Source organism: Microvirga terricola (assembly GCF_011777495.1).
GTDB lineage: Bacteria > Pseudomonadota > Alphaproteobacteria > Rhizobiales > Beijerinckiaceae > Microvirga > Microvirga terricola.
Genome location: NZ_JAATJS010000002.1, coordinates 522,455 through 537,349, shown reverse-complemented (window position 1 = coordinate 537,349; position 14,895 = coordinate 522,455). Strand labels below are relative to the sequence as shown.

The following is a 14,895-nucleotide window of genomic DNA, read 5'->3' as shown; positions in this document are numbered from 1 at the left end:
GCACTCTCCCCTATTCCATATTTATGGATTATGCCCTCTAGTTATGTCATAGTGCGAGAAACGTGCCTTTACGTCAATAGCAACGATGGGCGGCGAACCCGGCATTGAAATGGCGCGGAAGCACGCGCAACAAACCGAGTCCATGCACAAAAGCTGCACGAAAATCCTCAAATCCTGAGCAAGTCCTCTGACCGTTCTGCAAAGCGCCCAGGCAGGTTGGCGGCATGAGATCATCCAGTCCCCTTTCGCCCACTTTGCCCACCTGCCTCCTGAAAGAGGGATGGTGGCTTTGCGACGAGATCGCAAAACCGACGGCGACCATTCTCACCTTTCCTGACCGGAGGACCGAGGCAGTCGACCGGATCGAAAGCCTGGATGAGATCTCACCTTCTCAACAACAGGCCGATCTCACATGACCGCTGCCCTCAATGCCGACACCACCATCCCGCCTCACTCCAGATTCAGCTCGAAGCTCGCCATTGCGGCCGCGATCGCGGCGATCGGCGACCGGCTCTTTTACGGTCATGCGGCCGGCCTCTCGCTCGTCTTGTTCCTGACCCTCCTCGCCACAGGGTCCTTTCTCATGCGTCCCCAGCCGAGTGAGCGGCGCAACGTCCGGACTGCAGCGCCGATTCTGCTGTTAGCGCTCCTCCCCCTCGTGGAGGCAACCGGGATGATCGCCCTTCTGTTCGGCATTCTCGGAACGGCCCTTGCCGCAGTCGTCATGACGGGCGGGCTGACGAATGGATGGGACGCTGTGGCGATTTCGACTCGAAGGCTGCTTCTGAAAGGCGCCTTCCAATTGTTTCCCGATCTGCTTCAGACCCAACGTGAGTTCCAGAGCCAGGGGCGGAAGTGGCTGCGGCTGGATGTGCTGGTGGGTTGGGTCGTTCCCATCCTCTGCGGCGCTGTCTTCACCGCACTCTTCGCCTCTGCCAATCCCCTGATCGAGCAATGGCTCGCAGTCTTCGACGTGTCACGGCAAAGTTGGGACTTCGACGTCGCCCGGGCGCTCTTTTGGGGCGCGCTGCTCATGGTCGCCTGGCCTTTTCTCTCTGTCCGCCTGTGTGAAAGACGCGTGAGACAGACCCCGCCGACTACGGACGTCCCTCGCGTTGAAAGCAGGAACCTCTTGCTCGGACCGGCAACGATTCAACGCTCTCTCGTTCTGTTCAACGCGTTATTTGCCGTGCAGACCGTCCTCGACGCCATGTATCTTTGGGGCGGAGCCGCGCTGCCGCAGGGCATGACCTATGCGACATATGCCCATCGCGGAGCCTATCCGCTGATCGTCACGGCCCTTCTGGCGGCAGCCTTCGTCCTGGCGGCCATGCGCCCCGGCGGAGCCGGCGAACAATCTCCCCTTATCCGGCGGCTAGTCTATATCTGGGTCGGACAGAACGTCCTTCTCGTGATCTCCTCGATCCTGCGCCTCGATCTCTACGTGGAAGTCTACTCCCTGACCCATCTGCGCATCGCGGCCTTCATCTGGATGTCTCTCGTGGCGGTCGGGCTGGTCCTCATCATGGTGCGCATCGCCTTGCGGCGCTCCAACGGATGGCTGGTCGGGGCCAATGCGCTCGCTCTGGCCCTGACGCTCTACGCCTGCAGCCTCATCAACTTCACCGCGATGATCGCGAACTACAATCTCTCCTACAAACGCGAAGCCGTGTCGGGCGCGACATCGCCCGACTTGATTTATCTCCGGGCGCTCGGCCCCCACGCCATTCCGGCCCTCGATCGCTACGTCGTGCGCCGTGGCCTCATGACCTCTCACCCCCTCGTCCAATGGCGCAAAGAGGCGGCTCTCGCCCATATCAAAAGCATGGACGATTGGCGGGCCTGGGCTTTCCGGGATTGGCGATTGCAACGCTATCTCGACCGTCGGGTCGATGCTAAGGAAGGAGCCATTGTAACGCCAGAGAGACCCAGCAATCCATAGGAGACAGGAGTGGCGCACCGGATCCTTGTCGTCGATGACGATCCGCATATCCGGGAGGTGGTCTGCTTTGCGCTCGAGAAGGGCGGCATGGCGACAGCCATCGCCCGCGACGGCAGAGAGGCACTGAACCGATTTGCAGAGTTCTCGCCGGACCTAATCGTTCTCGATATCGGAATTCCGGAGATGGACGGGCTCGAAGTCTGCCGCCAGATTCGGAAGACCTCCGATGTTCCGATCCTGTTTCTGTCGGCCCGGGATGAGGAGATCGACCGCGTCCTGGGCCTTGAGATCGGCGGCGACGATTATGTCACCAAACCGTTCAGCCCGCGAGAGCTGGTCGCCCGCGCGAATGTCATTCTCAGACGCACCAAAAGAGTTCCTGCGCAATCTGAGATTCAACCGTTGGCGCAGGGGCGCCTGTCCATGAACGCCCTTCATCATGCGGCGGCGTTCGACGGATCTCCCGTGACGCTGACGGCCATAGAGTTCATGATTCTGAAAAGCTTCGTCACCCGCCCGGGCATCGTGCTCACGCGCGAGCAGATCATGAATGCCGCTTACGACATTCAGATCTACGTTTCCGACAGGACCATCGACAGTCACATCCGCAACATCCGTGCGAAATTTCAAGCAGCCGGCTGCAGCAGCGTTATCGAGACGGTGCATGGCGTCGGCTTCAAGCTGGGCTCCTGCGAGGCCGCCCCATGACGACCCGGGTCATGGCCAAGTGGCGGCCGACGCTCGGCATGATCATTTTCGCCGTCTTGATGACGGTGCTGACGTTGCCGCTGGTCAGTCTGTTCTTCTTTCGGCTCTACGAGAACGAACTCATCCGCCAAACCGAGGCGGAATTGATCGCACAAAGCGCGGTGCTCGCCGCGATCTTCGCGCAGGAAGTGGAATCGACGCCTGATCCGATCTCGCTTTTGGGGGCGGCGGTGCTGTCGCCTGCGCCCTCCGGCGACAACGGCTTCGACCGCTCCCTTCAGCCATCCCTCGACTTGGCCGGCGAGGACCTTCTCGGTCCCCGGCCGGAAGCCGCTCCGGCCGCCGTTCCGCCCGCCCCTCCCCTGATCGCGATCGGTCAGCGGTTGCAGGTCGTCGCGCTACAGACCCAATCCGTGACGCTTGCAGGTTTCAGGCTGCTCGACTCGCACGGTGTCGTCATTGCAGGGCGGGAAGAACACGGCCTGTCCCTGGCGCACGTCAAAGAGGTCGAGCAGGCGCTGCAAGGGCGTTACAAGGCCGTCCTGCGCACACGCATCTCCGACGAGCCGCCTCCGCCGCTCTACTCTCTCAGCCGGGGAACGCGCATTCGCGTTTTCTCGGCCATGCCGGTCATCGTCCGGGACCGCGTGGCCGGCGTGATCTATGCGTCACGAACACCCAACAATATCGTCAAGCACATCTATGGCGAGCAGCGGAAGTTCATCCTTGCCGGTTTCACAATCTTTGGGGCGACGCTGGTCATCGGCTTCATCTTTTCGCGCACCATTACCCGCCCCATCCATGCGCTCGTCGCACGCGCGGTCGAAATGGGGCGCGGTAGGCGCGAAGCCCTTGAACCGCTTGCCCATCACGGTACCCGCGAGATCGCTCTTCTGTCGCAAAGCTTCATCGACATGACCGAACGGCTGCACGAGCGCTCCGATTATATCAGAACGTTCGCGGCCCATGTCTCGCACGAGTTGAAAACGCCGCTCACCTCGATCCAGGGCGCGGCGGAGCTCTTGCGGGATGACGCCGCTGCGGCGCCCGGGTCCATGACGGGCCCCGAGCGCCTGCGTTTTCTCGACAACATCATCGCCGACACCACACGCCTGGCGGCCATGCTGCACCGCCTGCGCGAGTTGGCTCGTGCCGACAACCCGGAAATTCGCGGGAACACGCTTCTCTCGACAAGCGTCGCAGACCTCAAGAGCGCCTTTGCGAATTTGGACATCCGGGTCGAGGGATCGCTCGACAGCAGTGTCGCGATCTCTGCGGAGAACCTCTCCATCGTTCTGTCACACCTCGCCGACAATTCCATTCGCCATCGCGCCCGCGCTCTCACAGTATCCGGGCGCTCGGCCGGTCATGACGTTATCATGACCCTATGCGATGACGGCGAGGGAATATCCCCGGCCAATCGGGACAGGATCTTCGATGCCTTTTTCACGACACGCCGTGAGTCCGGCGGGACGGGAATGGGCCTCGGCATCGTTCAAGCCATGCTACGCGCACATGGTGGATTAATCCGGCTCCTGGCTTCGGACAAAGGCGCGGTCTTTGAAATCCGCCTGCCGAAAGCTTGATTGCACGCCGTAAGATCACGGCGTACGCCCCGTCAGATGACGAGAAAGTCGGCGTAGGTCAGCTTCAGGTTTTTCGAGAGCTGTGCGAATTCGGTCGCCTTGCCCCCACCAGCCCCATCGGCATCGTAGAAGAGCTTGCCGGTCTTCTTATCGTAGATCAGATAGTCGTCCCCGTCCTGCGCTTTGCTGCCGACGACGAAGAAGTCCTTGTTCAACTTGCCGGCCTTCCCGAGCTTCTTGAAGATCGCGTTATCGAGCCAGATCGTATCGTCCTTGACGGAAAAGTCGGTGATCTTGTCGAGGTTCACCGATTTGTTCGTCTTGTACGTACCGAGCTTCGTATCGAACACAAAGGTGTCCTTGCCCGCGCCGCCAGTCAGCGTATCGTTGCCCAGGCCGCCATTGATCCTGTTGGCGCGGTCGTTGCCTTGGATCCCGTTGCCGATAGCGTTTCCACTCAGGCTGATCCCGCCTGCGCCGGTGGTCGCAGCCATGTCTTCGACGTTTGAAGCCAGCGCATAGCTGACGGAGGTGACGATTTTGTCGTGCGTGCTGCTGGAGGCTCTTTCGCTGACCTTGTCCCGGGTGTCGTCGATGTAGAACGTGTCGTCATCCGCCGTGCCGACGAGAGTATCGGCGCCGCCGAAGCCGCGCAGCGTGTTGCCAAGGAACATGGTGACGTCCTGCCCCGTCGGTTCGGCCGTCGTGATGTCCTTCACGATCGAAAGGCCAGCCAGAAGCGTCTTGATATCCACGACGCCGTTCACGCCGGTCTGTGCAGTGAAGCCGATTGTCGTCTTCTGTCCGACCGACAGCGAACCGTTCCAATTCGCGTTGTCGAGTTTATAGACGACGCCCTTGGACCAGCTCGTTTCCCCGACCGTCCTGGCACCCCAGACATTGTCGAGATTGAATTTGCTGCACAGAAAGATGCCCCAATGGCCGAGGCTTTCATTAGCCGTAATGTCGATCTCGCCCTCGAAGCCACCCCACCAGGTTCTCTTAATCCGGATGGTCGCGCCGACCTCCTCGCCCGCGGCGGCAGGCGTATAGGATGTCAGCAGCGAAGGCAGATCCACGCCTTCGGCATCGTCGCCGAAGATCAGATCGTCTCCGCCTGCGCCGTAAAGCTTGTCGCCCCCCGCATTGCCGATGATGATATCATCGCCTCCGTTGCCGTAGGCGGAGTCGTCTCCTTCCCCGCCGATGATTGTATCCCGCGTGTTACCACCGAACAGCTGATCGTTGCCGCCTCTACCGTTGAGGCCGTTGACGCCTTCGTTTCCGTAAAGCCGGTCATCGCCGAGGCCGCCGATCAGGATGTCGTCGTCGTTGTTGCCATAGAGATCGAGTGGGCTTGCGCCTGGGCCATTTGAAGAGGACCCATTCGAGTTGGCACCGGTCATAGACGAAAAAGCGGATCCCCCTTCAATCGGATTGGCCTTCGCGAGAGCCAGCAGTTGCGCCGAGGAAAGGGTGCGGCCATCGGCGAACACGATGGCGACGTCGTTCTCGCTCGGATTCGGAAAATCGTTGAAGATGATCGCATCCCCGCTTTTATCCAGAATAAGCGCGATCTTGTCGTGGCTGTCGGTATGGATGCGGTTGGCCACCTCTTTGACGAGGGTGATGGCGGCCACATCCTGCAGCTTGTAGCCTGTCAGCCTGATCACGTCCTGACCGGGCTGAAAATCCCAGATGAGGTCGACGCCGTCGCCCTTCTTGTAAAGGTACGTGTCGCGGCCGTCATTGCCGTAGAGATTGTCGCCGATGGCGACACTCAGGCCATGCGTCCAGTCGAGGCGTCCGTCGTCCTTGCCACCGATGATGAGGTCGTCTCCGCCCTCGCCCTGCATCTCGTCGTTGCCGAGGCCGCCATAGATCGTATCGTTCCCGTCACCGCCCTCGATGAGGTCGTCGTAGGACACCGGATGAGTTGGGTCGGTGGAGCCGGGCGGATTGGTCGGATCGGGATTCGGTTTCGTCGGATGAGGATCGACGGGGCCAGGATCGGTCGGTCCTGGATCGACCGGGTCCGGGTTCAGCACTTTAGGAGTGCCTGTCATCTGACCCGCCAGCTTGAGGCTGAGATTGCGTCCCGCGCCATTGTCGCTGACGCTGGTCAGACGAAGTCCGAAATGCTGCTGGAGAACCCAATCGAGATTCAGCGGTTCGGAGCCTGACAGCGTGAATGCGGTTTCGCGGATGTCGTCCTTGCCGATACCCGGCGTGCCGAATGCGATACCCACATCAAACGGACCAACCGCCTTGCCGACTTCTCCATTCATGTTGACGTCGCCGTCAACCTGCATGATCGCGTTGGCGCCGATCTTGTAGGCTGAAACGTCGCTGCCCGAGATCGACAATCCCTTGAGCAGGCTTTCGTCGGAGACATGAAAGAAGAGGCCCCGGAGATCCCCGATATCCGGCAGATCCTTGGGCCCCGAAATCACGTCGGTCACGCGGACATTTAAATTGAGCTCACCGGCTGCCGTCTCGGTGACGGTGATGAGGGCGCCTGGCTCTCCGTCAATGAGAAAGTCGATCGTCCTGAGTGACGTAGATGACATGCCAGCGCCCCGAAATCATGAGGCGACATGAATTCGAACGATGCCTTGGAGTCAATTGAAATAATTACAATATTAGGATAATTAGTCGCCATGTTATAGTATAATTATTACTTTTGATTTGTCTTTAATTGCGAAACATTCCGACAGGTTGCATGCGCGCATGCCTGAAGCGATTCCGCCTCACTGACCGCGGAAGCGGTACCGTCAAATGCCCGCGTACCACTCGTAACCAAAGTCTTCCCAGAATCCGCCCTTCCCGCCTTCTATCCCCGCGAAGCTATCGGTTGCCTGGACCCGCAGGAGGTACTTCGCGTGCTTGTAGCCGAGCTGCCGCTCGACACGCAGTCTCAAGGGAGCACCATGGGCCACAGGCAGGTCTTCCCCATTCATGCCATAGGCCAAAATGGTCTGCGGATGGAAAGCGTCGACTAGATCGAGGCTTTCATAATAGCGGCCCGATCCACCGAGAGTTTGTCCGAGATCATCGGCGCAATGGAACACGACATAGCGGGCACTCGGCAAAAGCCCGACCTTCTCAAGAACGACGCTAAGGGGAACACCCGTCCATTTGCCGATGGCGCTCCATCCCTCCACGCAATCATGCCGCGTGACTTGTGTCCGTGAAGGGAGATTTTTGAGATCTGCCAGCGACAGACTCAACGGCTGACGCACTAGGCCATCCACGACGAGCCGCCAATCCGCGAAGCCTCCCTCCAAGAGCCGCGCATATTCCTCCCCATCCGGCATGCTCGTTCCATTGACCTTAAACACGGGAGAGATGTCCGCCTCCGGATATTCGCGCGCCAAAGCTCCTTGAGACAGAAGAGCGCGCTGCGTCGTTTTCGTCAGAGTCTCGGCCATGTCGAGGACGTTCCGCACTTTCTCATTCTGCGCGAGCCGGTCACACCCGCTGAGGAACATCGCGCTCGCGCCTATCGTCGACAATCCGAGAAAGCGGCGTCGGGAGAAGAGACCACTCATATCGGCGGCCTTTCCGGCTTGATGACATAGTATCCCGTGATCATCGAGCGCAGGTTGTTCCAGACGCCGGATACCAGCACCATCGCGATGTGAATGGCGACGAATGCCACTATCAAAGAGGCGGTGACGAAGTGAATCATCCGCGCCGACTGACGGCCCCCAAAGAAATCGACTAGCCATGGAAGGGCCGCGTCGATTCCTGGCGACATGGTGAGACCGGTCGCCAGCATGAGAGGTAGGAGGACGAAAATGACCACAAGGTAGGCCATTTTCTGCAAGGCGTTGTAGCGGCGCGCCTCATCCCCGCGCGCAAATCTCAGGCGCGCATGGTCGGCGATTTCTTGAATGAAATGGCGAGCCGTGAGCTGATCGCGATCAGGCTTCAGATCGCGACGGACATGTCCGCTTAAAAAGCTATAAATCAGATAGCAAATGCCGTTGAAGACGAAGAGCCAAGCAAAGAAAAAGTGCCACCGCCGGCCGGTCGCAAGATCCTGATAGCTCGGCAATGTCAGCCATGAGGGAAAGCCCCTCGGCGTCAGTTCCCCCTCGACCTTCGATGCGCCCAGAAAGCCGGTGGTCGGGATCGCGACAGAACCGATGCGCGTGACGCCGCGGACACTGCCGTCAGTCTCCTCAGCGTCGAGCGACACAATGGCAGGGTCGCTATCGGCGCCGTACTGTCCCCAGTAGAGGCGCGGATGAGCATTGAAGATCTGTAATCCGCTCATCAACAGAACAGTCAAGCACAACACGTTGATCCAGTGCGTCACGCGCACGAGGCTTGAGTGTCTGTAGATGAGCTTGCTCTCGGACTGAGCCCGTCCGCGATCGGAAACCTCCATCGCCCAGGATCCTTCCTTGCCAAACAAGCCCTATCTTACCAAAACTAACACCAGCCTCCGATCACTTCTTTATGGATTCGGCCCCAATGCGGTGCGACGCGAGATCCCGGTCCGACGATCACTTGAGGTTCTTGGAATGCCCGAGGTGACAGCCCGAGAGAAGCATCGTCTGACGCGTCCACCCTGCCCGGATTCCGCCAAGCCCTATGTGGTGTGGACGACTATTCTCGCGTCCAGCCTCGCTTTCATCGACAGCACCGTGGTCACGGTCGCCATGCCGCAGATGCGTGAGAGCCTGGCGGCATCGCTTTCGCAGATCCAGTGGGTCACCAATGCCTATGGGCTGACGCTTTCCGCCTTCCTCCTGCTGGGCGGCGCGGCCGGCGATGCTTATGGTCTGAAGCGTGTCTTCATGATCGGCATCGCCCTCTTCGGCCTCGCCTCTCTCTGGTGTGGGCTCTCCCACTCCGCTGAAATGCTGATCGCGGCCCGAACCGTTCAGGGAATTGGTGGAGCTTTGATGATCCCAGGATCGTTGGCGCTGATCAGCGCCAACTTTCTTCCCGAAGAGCGCGGGAGAGCTATCGGAACCTGGGCGGCGGCCTCAGGGATCGCGGCAGCTCTCGGTCCCATTCTCGGCGGCTGGCTCATCGATATCGGTCCGTGGCAGGCGATTTTCTGGATCAATGTCCCGGTCGCCGCGCTCGCTCTTTGGATGTGTTGGAAACAGGTGCCGGACGTGCCACCCTTCCATGCGGTTGGCATGGATTGGCTTGGCGGTAGCCTCGCCGTCGCGGGCCTCGGTGCCTTAGCGCTCGGCTTGACGTCTCTCAGCGATGCGAATGGCGCGCGCGGACTCGATCTTTTCTTTCTTCTGATCGGAGGCGTCCTCCTTGTCACATTCGTGATGCACGAAAAGCGCGCCGACGCACCGATGATGCCGCTCGAGCTTTTTCGGGTGCCGGCTTTTGCCGGCGTCAATGCCTTGACGCTTCTGCTCTACTTCGCACTCGCCGGTGCGCTCTTCTTTCTCCCTTCGACGCTCATTGAAGCGCACGGATACTCGGCAACGAGAGCGGGCTCGGTCTTTCTGCCCTTCACCCTTGTGATGGCACTGCTCTCGCGGTTGGGAGGAACGCTCGCCGACCGGTTCGGCGTTCGGCCTCTTCTCACCATCGGGCCTGTTATCACCGGAGTGAGCTTCGGCTTCCTCGCCCTCGCCGCTGCGGACGGTCGGTACTGGTTCGCCATCGTTCCCGTCATGACGCTGATGGGATTGGGCATGGGCATCACCGTCGCACCTCTTTCCACCACGGTGATGAATTCAGTTCCCGCAGACCGGATGGGCGTGGCCTCGGGCATCAACAACGCCATATCCCGCGTCGCCGGTTTGATCGCCGTCGCCAGTCTGGGTGCCGTCGCGGTGCTCGGCTTTCAACGCATCGTTATGACGGCCGATCCGGCGGTTGCGGCGATCCTGGGGCACACGACATTCGGCGCCCCTCCACCAACTCCCATCAATGCATCTGCTTCGGGGCGGGTGGCGGAATTTTATGCGCACGCAACGGTCACCGGGTTCGGCACCGTGGCTTTGATCTGCGCGCTGGCAGCCATTCTCAGCGGGTACTTCGGCTATCGCTCGACGAAGTCGGTGTGACTCAAGCGGCAGACAGAATCTTATTCCTATCGCGACCTCTCTCCGCCAGCAGGCCTGTGCCGGTGCAGATCGCCAATCGCGAACGCGTGAACGTGGGAGTGCTCACGCAGGTGCGGATCCGCCGACAGTTCGGGATGCCGTCGTGAGACCTGCCCTTCACAGGAAAATAATGACAATACCCCTTGAAGTGACCAAATAAGTCACTTATCATCTGAGACATGAAACCGAGGCATTCAGTCCCATCGTCGACCCTCCGCTACCTCCTCTATCTGAGGCCTGCGGATCTGGAGGCCGTTGCCGAGACGCTCGTGCAGTACAGCTCCATGATGACCCTGCTCGAGGGGATTGCGGAGCGCGAGGGCATCAAGTCCGACGTGGTGCGCCTTCAGAAGCTCGCCTACGAGTCGATACGGTCGGAGACCCAGCTTCCGGCTCAACTGGTTCTGCTCGGAATCCGGGATTTCGCGGCCCGGCGCAGTTCGGGAGAAGAGCTGCCGGGCATCCCCCTGGACGACAAGCTCTACACGGTCAAAGGCGCCGCAAGCCTGACTCTCTCCACGGTCCAGGGGCGCGTGACCGTGCACTACGACGTGGCCGGTTATGGGGAGGGCTGGCGTGGTTCCGCCCCTGCCCGCCTCGTCCCCACCGATGTCGGCTTCGAGATCATCGTCGGCGTCAATCCCGTCATCCGTTCAGCAGAGGAGAAATCGATGGCTTACGAAGGCATTCTGTCCCGTGTCGGACGTCTGGTCGCGGGCTTTGCCCATGCGACGGTCGAGAGGGCCGAGCAGAAGGACCCCGTGGCGGTGGTCGAGCAGGCCATCAGGGAGATCGACCGCGAAGCGGAATCGGCTCGCGCTGCGCTCGGCAAGCACACCGCCGAGCAGCACCGACTCGAAAGCCGCACGCGCGAATTGGATGCGGAGCTATCGGCCTTGTCTGACAAGATCGCGACAGCCCTGAAGGAGGGGCGAGACGATCTCGCGAAAGCGGGAATCGAACGGCAAATCGATATCGAAGCACAGATCACCGCGCTGCAGGTTGCCATCACGGATGTCAGTGAACGGATCCACGAGGCTCAAGGGGCGGTTCAGGCGGTCATCGCCGCCCGCCGCGAGGGCGAGGCACGTCTTGCGGAACTGAAGCGCTCTCTTGCGAAGGAGCAAGCATCCGCATCGTCCGGAAACGGAACCTCGCGCTCCGCCTCGTCCACGGACAAGGCGCTTCGTTCGCTCGAAGCGATCTCGCGCGTCACCGGCGTTCCCTCCTCCGGCGGCAATCCTCACGCCTCTCAGATGAACGAGCTGGAGCGGATGCACCGCGACAAAACCGTCGAGGAGCGGCTCGCAGCCTTCAAAGCGAAAGCCAAGGAATAACCGGAGCGCTCGATGGACACCCTTCTTTCGGCAAGCTACCAGCCGTTCACGATTGCAGGTCTGATCATGGTCGGTCTCGTTCTGATCGAGACAGCCTCGTTGATCGTCGGCTTCTCTCTCAGCCTCTTCATCGAGCAGGGCCTCGATCCCGACGTTTATGGCGGCCATCCCGGCGATGTCGGGAGCGCAGGCTCCCTCGGAGGCCTGATGGGTTGGCTCAACGCCGGTCGCGTGCCGGTGCTAATCCTCATCATCACATGGCTTGCGGCCTTCGCCGCTGTGGGCTTCGTCATCCAGACTCTCGCGATCAGCTTTCTCGCGCCGCTGCCGGTACTCGTTGCAAGCCTCATCGCATTCTGTGTTGCCACTCCAACGACGCGCACCACCACGCGGCTGGTGTCCGCCATCGTGCCGCGCGACGAAACATATGCGGTATCGAACGAGGATCTCGTCGGGCGGATTGCCGAGGTCACCCTCGGCCCTCTCGATCAGGGTCCAGCCGGACGCGTCAAGGTCCAGGATCCCCACGGGAACTGGCACTTTCTCATGGCCAAGGCCGCCGCAGGCGAGACCCCAATTCCCACAGGCGCTTCCGTCCTGCTCGTCGACAGAAACGGTCCGACCTTCCTGGCCATTCCGGCCCCTAAAGACCTCACACCAACCAGCTAAAGCCCATCTTCCGGAGAACTTTCATGCTCAACGGCATCGTCATCCCGGTCATCCTCGGCCTTGTTGCCATCATCGGCATCGGCGTGGTGATCGGCATCCTCTACAAGCGTTCGACCCGCGACCAGGCCTATGTCCGCACCGGCCTCGGCGGCAAGAAGGTCGTGCTCGACGGCGGCTCCATCGTGCTGCCGGTCTTTCACTCCATCGCGTGGGTCGTTCTCAACACCCTGCGCCTCGAAGTCCGCCGCGGTGAAGGCGACGCCCTCATCACGCGGGACAGAATGCGCGTCGATATCGGCGCGGAATTCTACGTGCGCGTCCGCCCGGAAGCCGATTCCATCGCGCTTGCGGCCCAGACCCTCGGCGACCGCACCAACAATGCCGATGCTCTGCGTCAGCTCATCGAAGCGAAATTCGTCGATGCGCTCCGCTCGGTTGCGGCAACGATGTCCCTGAACGATCTTCAGGAAAAGCGCACGGAGTTCGTGAAAGCCGTGCAGGAGACGGTCGCGGCCGACCTCACCTCCAACGGTCTCGAACTCGAAAGCGTCTCACTGACTCGCCTCGATCAGACCGACATCAAGCACTTCAACCCGAACAACAGCTTCGACGCCGAAGGTCTTGCAACCCTGACGAAGATCACCGAGCAGCGCAAGAAGGAGCGCAACGAGGTTGTGCGCGATACGGAAGTCGCCATTGCGGAAAAGGACCGCGAGGCGCTTCAGCGCAAGCTCGAGATCGACCGCGCCTCCAAGGAGGCGGAACTCGCCCAGCAGCGCGATATCGCCAACGCCACCGCGAAGACGCGCGCCGAACAGGCCGAGAAGGAAGCCGCCGCCCGCCAGGCTGAGGAGACTGCAAGAATCGCCTCCGAACTTGCCATTGCGGAGCGCGAAGCTGAAGCGAAGCGGATCAAGGAGAACGCCAACATCGTGGCAAGCCGCGCCGTCCAGCAATCGGAACTGGAGGCGAAGCGCGACGTCCAGATCGTCGCTCAGGAAAGCGCCATCACCGTCGCCAACAAGAGCCGCGAGGAGTCGGAAGCCAAGGCGGCCGCGAAGGCGGCGGAGGCCCTTGCAGTCTCGGCCGATGAAAAAGTCGCCACCGCTCGCGAGGTCGAAATCGCCGAGCGTCAGAAGCGCATCGCCGTCATCGCCGCCGAGCAGGAGGCGCAGACCGAGGCGACGAACGTGGTCGTCGCGGCGCAGGCGGAAAAGGATGCCGCCGACAGCAAGGCTCAGGCCATCAAAACCATCGCTCTCGCTGAAGCCGACGCCGCCAAGATCGAAGCCGAAGCGATCCGCGAGAAGGGCGCAGCCCAGGCTGAGGCCGAGGCCGCGATGACGGAAGCCCGCAACAAGCTGTCCGCTGCCATCATCGAGTTCGAACTGGCGCGCGAGCGCATCCGCGTCATCCCGTCGGCTCTCGCCGAAGCGGTGAAGCCGATCGAGAAGATCAAGGACATCCGGATTTTCGACACGGGGGGCTTGGTCAACGGGAAAGGAAATTCCGAAAATGGCGGGCTCGGCCTTGGCGATGGACTGGCCGCTCAGCTCCTGTCCCTGCAGGCCAACAAGCCGATCGTGAATACGATCTTGGCAGAGGCAGGATTTGCGGGCGGCGGCAACGCCATCGACACCCTGCTGGGATCGGTCACCGGACAAGAACCCATCAAGGCCGACGGCGCCGGGTCCGCACGGCCGGAAGCGAGCAAGACTGTCTAGTCCGGCTGCGTCGCGCCGCTGACCGACGGAAAGACTTTGCCTCGGATGGCGGAAGCGTCATCCGAGGCAACCGCGCGGTGGGTGATGTGTCTCGACGGTTCGGGGAAGCGTGTGGCGAAAGCGAATGAACGAGAGCTGCGACAGCTAGACCGGCGAAACGCCAAACAGCAGAGCATGGATGCCCTCGCCTAGTCAGCCTTTCAGGCCCGCGCCATCTCAGCGCGCATCCAGCTTGAATCTCCCCATGTTGAAAGCCAGATCATGAGGTCTGTAAGGCCGCCGATGACCGGCAATAGCATAGCGCGGCTCAGTCCTCGTCTTTTCTGGTTGTTTTCGGCCTCGTTCAGGTGTGCCAATTCCTGTTCCTGAATCGAAGCGATTAGGGCATGAAGATCTGGATCGCGCGAGGCAAGGAAGGCCAGTTGATCTTCCAGGTGTCGATGGACCGCGCTTTCTACAGCTTCGGTGCAGATCCAGACCGTATTGCGACCGCCGAGCGCAGCCAGAAAGCCGAGCACATAACCGCCAAGGCTCCAAAGCGACATGATGCGGCAAGGTTTGGCGCTTCTTGTAGGCATTGCCTCACGAAACAGGCGGCAATGATTGATCTCGTCGTCGCGCATTTCTTCGAGCGACGGAACGATGTCAGGGAATAGCTGCCGAGCCACCGTGATCTGGGCGCCATAAATCCGAATTGCGCCGAACTCGCCCGCGTGATTGACCTTGAGTATGCGACGAATGGTGATCGCCGGATCACGGTTGGCCAACTTGCTCGACAGATCAATCATTACCAATGTTGCTCGTGATGCGCCTACCGTCAGTAGAGGAAGTGCCGCT

At 60.8% G+C, this 14,895-nt stretch carries 12 protein-coding genes; 7 read left to right on the top strand and 5 right to left on the bottom strand.

Features of this window, described 5'->3' with window-relative positions:
• Positions 1–73: 73 nt before the first annotated feature.
• The gene (locus tag HB375_RS06950) at positions 74–322 is read right to left on the bottom strand and encodes a hypothetical protein (protein WP_167672242.1); all 249 of its coding nucleotides are present in this window, start codon (positions 320–322) and stop codon (positions 74–76) included.
• 90 nt (positions 323–412) lie between these two features.
• Here HB375_RS06950 and HB375_RS06945 point away from each other — a divergent pair, with 90 nt between their 5' ends.
• Genes HB375_RS06945 through HB375_RS06935 form a run of 3 tightly spaced genes read left to right on the top strand, consistent with a single transcriptional unit; the run spans position 413 to position 4,236 of the window.
• Positions 413–1,942 (top strand): DUF4153 domain-containing protein, encoded by a 1,530-nt coding sequence (locus HB375_RS06945; RefSeq protein WP_167672241.1) that lies wholly within the window; start codon positions 413–415, stop codon positions 1,940–1,942.
• A 9-nt stretch (positions 1,943–1,951) separates the two neighbouring features.
• A complete protein-coding gene (locus HB375_RS06940) occupies positions 1,952–2,650 on the top strand; it encodes a response regulator (RefSeq protein WP_167672240.1) in 699 nt (232 codons plus the stop codon).
• Complete coding sequence (locus HB375_RS06935; RefSeq protein ID WP_167672239.1) at positions 2,647–4,236, top strand: sensor histidine kinase; 1,590 nt, start codon at positions 2,647–2,649, stop codon at positions 4,234–4,236. The genes HB375_RS06940 and HB375_RS06935 overlap by 4 nt, the downstream gene beginning before the upstream one ends.
• Positions 4,237–4,268: 32 nt before the next feature.
• Here the strand turns inward: HB375_RS06935 and HB375_RS06930 are convergent, their stop codons facing one another.
• From HB375_RS06930 to HB375_RS06920, 3 genes are all read right to left on the bottom strand, one after another.
• Positions 4,269–6,806 carry a calcium-binding protein gene (locus tag HB375_RS06930; RefSeq protein ID WP_167672238.1) on the bottom strand — a complete coding sequence of 846 codons (2,538 nt, stop codon included), beginning with the start codon at positions 6,804–6,806 and terminating at the stop codon, positions 4,269–4,271.
• Between the two features lie 204 nt (positions 6,807–7,010).
• Entirely contained in the window at positions 7,011–7,787 is a 777-nt protein-coding gene (locus HB375_RS06925) for a molybdopterin-binding protein (RefSeq protein ID WP_167672237.1), read from the bottom strand.
• On the bottom strand, positions 7,784–8,632 hold the full coding sequence (locus HB375_RS06920) for a cytochrome b/b6 domain-containing protein (RefSeq protein ID WP_167672236.1): 849 nt from the start codon (positions 8,630–8,632) through the stop codon (positions 7,784–7,786). The genes HB375_RS06925 and HB375_RS06920 overlap by 4 nt, the downstream gene beginning before the upstream one ends.
• Before the next feature lie 136 nt (positions 8,633–8,768).
• On the opposite strand from HB375_RS06920, the gene HB375_RS06915 reads away from it, so the two are divergent.
• The 4 genes from HB375_RS06915 (at position 8,769) to HB375_RS06900 (ending at position 14,058) form a co-directional block, all read left to right on the top strand.
• Positions 8,769–10,289, top strand: coding sequence for an MFS transporter (locus HB375_RS06915; RefSeq protein ID WP_167672235.1), 1,521 nt, complete (start codon positions 8,769–8,771; stop codon positions 10,287–10,289).
• Between the two features lie 218 nt (positions 10,290–10,507).
• Positions 10,508–11,665: a PspA/IM30 family protein gene (locus tag HB375_RS06910; RefSeq protein ID WP_167672234.1), complete on the top strand. Its 1,158-nt coding sequence runs from the start codon at positions 10,508–10,510 to the stop codon at positions 11,663–11,665.
• A gap of 12 nt (positions 11,666–11,677) precedes the next feature.
• Entirely contained in the window at positions 11,678–12,334 is a 657-nt protein-coding gene (locus HB375_RS06905) for an OB-fold-containig protein (RefSeq protein WP_167672233.1), read from the top strand.
• Positions 12,335–12,357: 23 nt separating this feature from the next.
• Positions 12,358–14,058, top strand: a complete 1,701-nt coding sequence (locus HB375_RS06900; RefSeq protein WP_167672232.1) for a flotillin family protein — start codon at positions 12,358–12,360, stop codon at positions 14,056–14,058.
• Between the two features lie 200 nt (positions 14,059–14,258).
• Here the strand turns inward: HB375_RS06900 and HB375_RS06895 are convergent, their stop codons facing one another.
• On the bottom strand, positions 14,259–14,846 hold the full coding sequence (locus HB375_RS06895) for a demethoxyubiquinone hydroxylase family protein (protein WP_167672231.1): 588 nt from the start codon (positions 14,844–14,846) through the stop codon (positions 14,259–14,261).
• Positions 14,847–14,895 lie beyond the last annotated feature (49 nt).

What these genes read in the sequence shown, in the direction of transcription:
- HB375_RS06950 (WP_167672242.1), bottom strand. Translation starts at nt 322, where the DNA reads ATGGTCGCCGTCGGTTTTGCGATCTCGTCGCAAAGCCACCATCCCTCT.
- HB375_RS06930 (WP_167672238.1), bottom strand. Translation starts at nt 6,806, where the DNA reads ATGTCATCTACGTCACTCAGGACGATCGACTTTCTCATTGACGGAGAG.
- HB375_RS06920 (WP_167672236.1), bottom strand. Translation starts at nt 8,632, where the DNA reads ATGGAGGTTTCCGATCGCGGACGGGCTCAGTCCGAGAGCAAGCTCATC.
- HB375_RS06935 (WP_167672239.1), top strand. Translation starts at nt 2,647, where the DNA reads ATGACGACCCGGGTCATGGCCAAGTGGCGGCCGACGCTCGGCATGATC.
- HB375_RS06895 (WP_167672231.1), bottom strand. Translation starts at nt 14,846, where the DNA reads ATGATTGATCTGTCGAGCAAGTTGGCCAACCGTGATCCGGCGATCACC.
- HB375_RS06945 (WP_167672241.1), top strand. Translation starts at nt 413, where the DNA reads ATGACCGCTGCCCTCAATGCCGACACCACCATCCCGCCTCACTCCAGA.
- HB375_RS06910 (WP_167672234.1), top strand. Translation starts at nt 10,508, where the DNA reads ATGAAACCGAGGCATTCAGTCCCATCGTCGACCCTCCGCTACCTCCTC.
- HB375_RS06900 (WP_167672232.1), top strand. Translation starts at nt 12,358, where the DNA reads ATGCTCAACGGCATCGTCATCCCGGTCATCCTCGGCCTTGTTGCCATC.
- HB375_RS06915 (WP_167672235.1), top strand. Translation starts at nt 8,769, where the DNA reads ATGCCCGAGGTGACAGCCCGAGAGAAGCATCGTCTGACGCGTCCACCC.
- HB375_RS06905 (WP_167672233.1), top strand. Translation starts at nt 11,678, where the DNA reads ATGGACACCCTTCTTTCGGCAAGCTACCAGCCGTTCACGATTGCAGGT.
- HB375_RS06925 (WP_167672237.1), bottom strand. Translation starts at nt 7,787, where the DNA reads ATGAGTGGTCTCTTCTCCCGACGCCGCTTTCTCGGATTGTCGACGATA.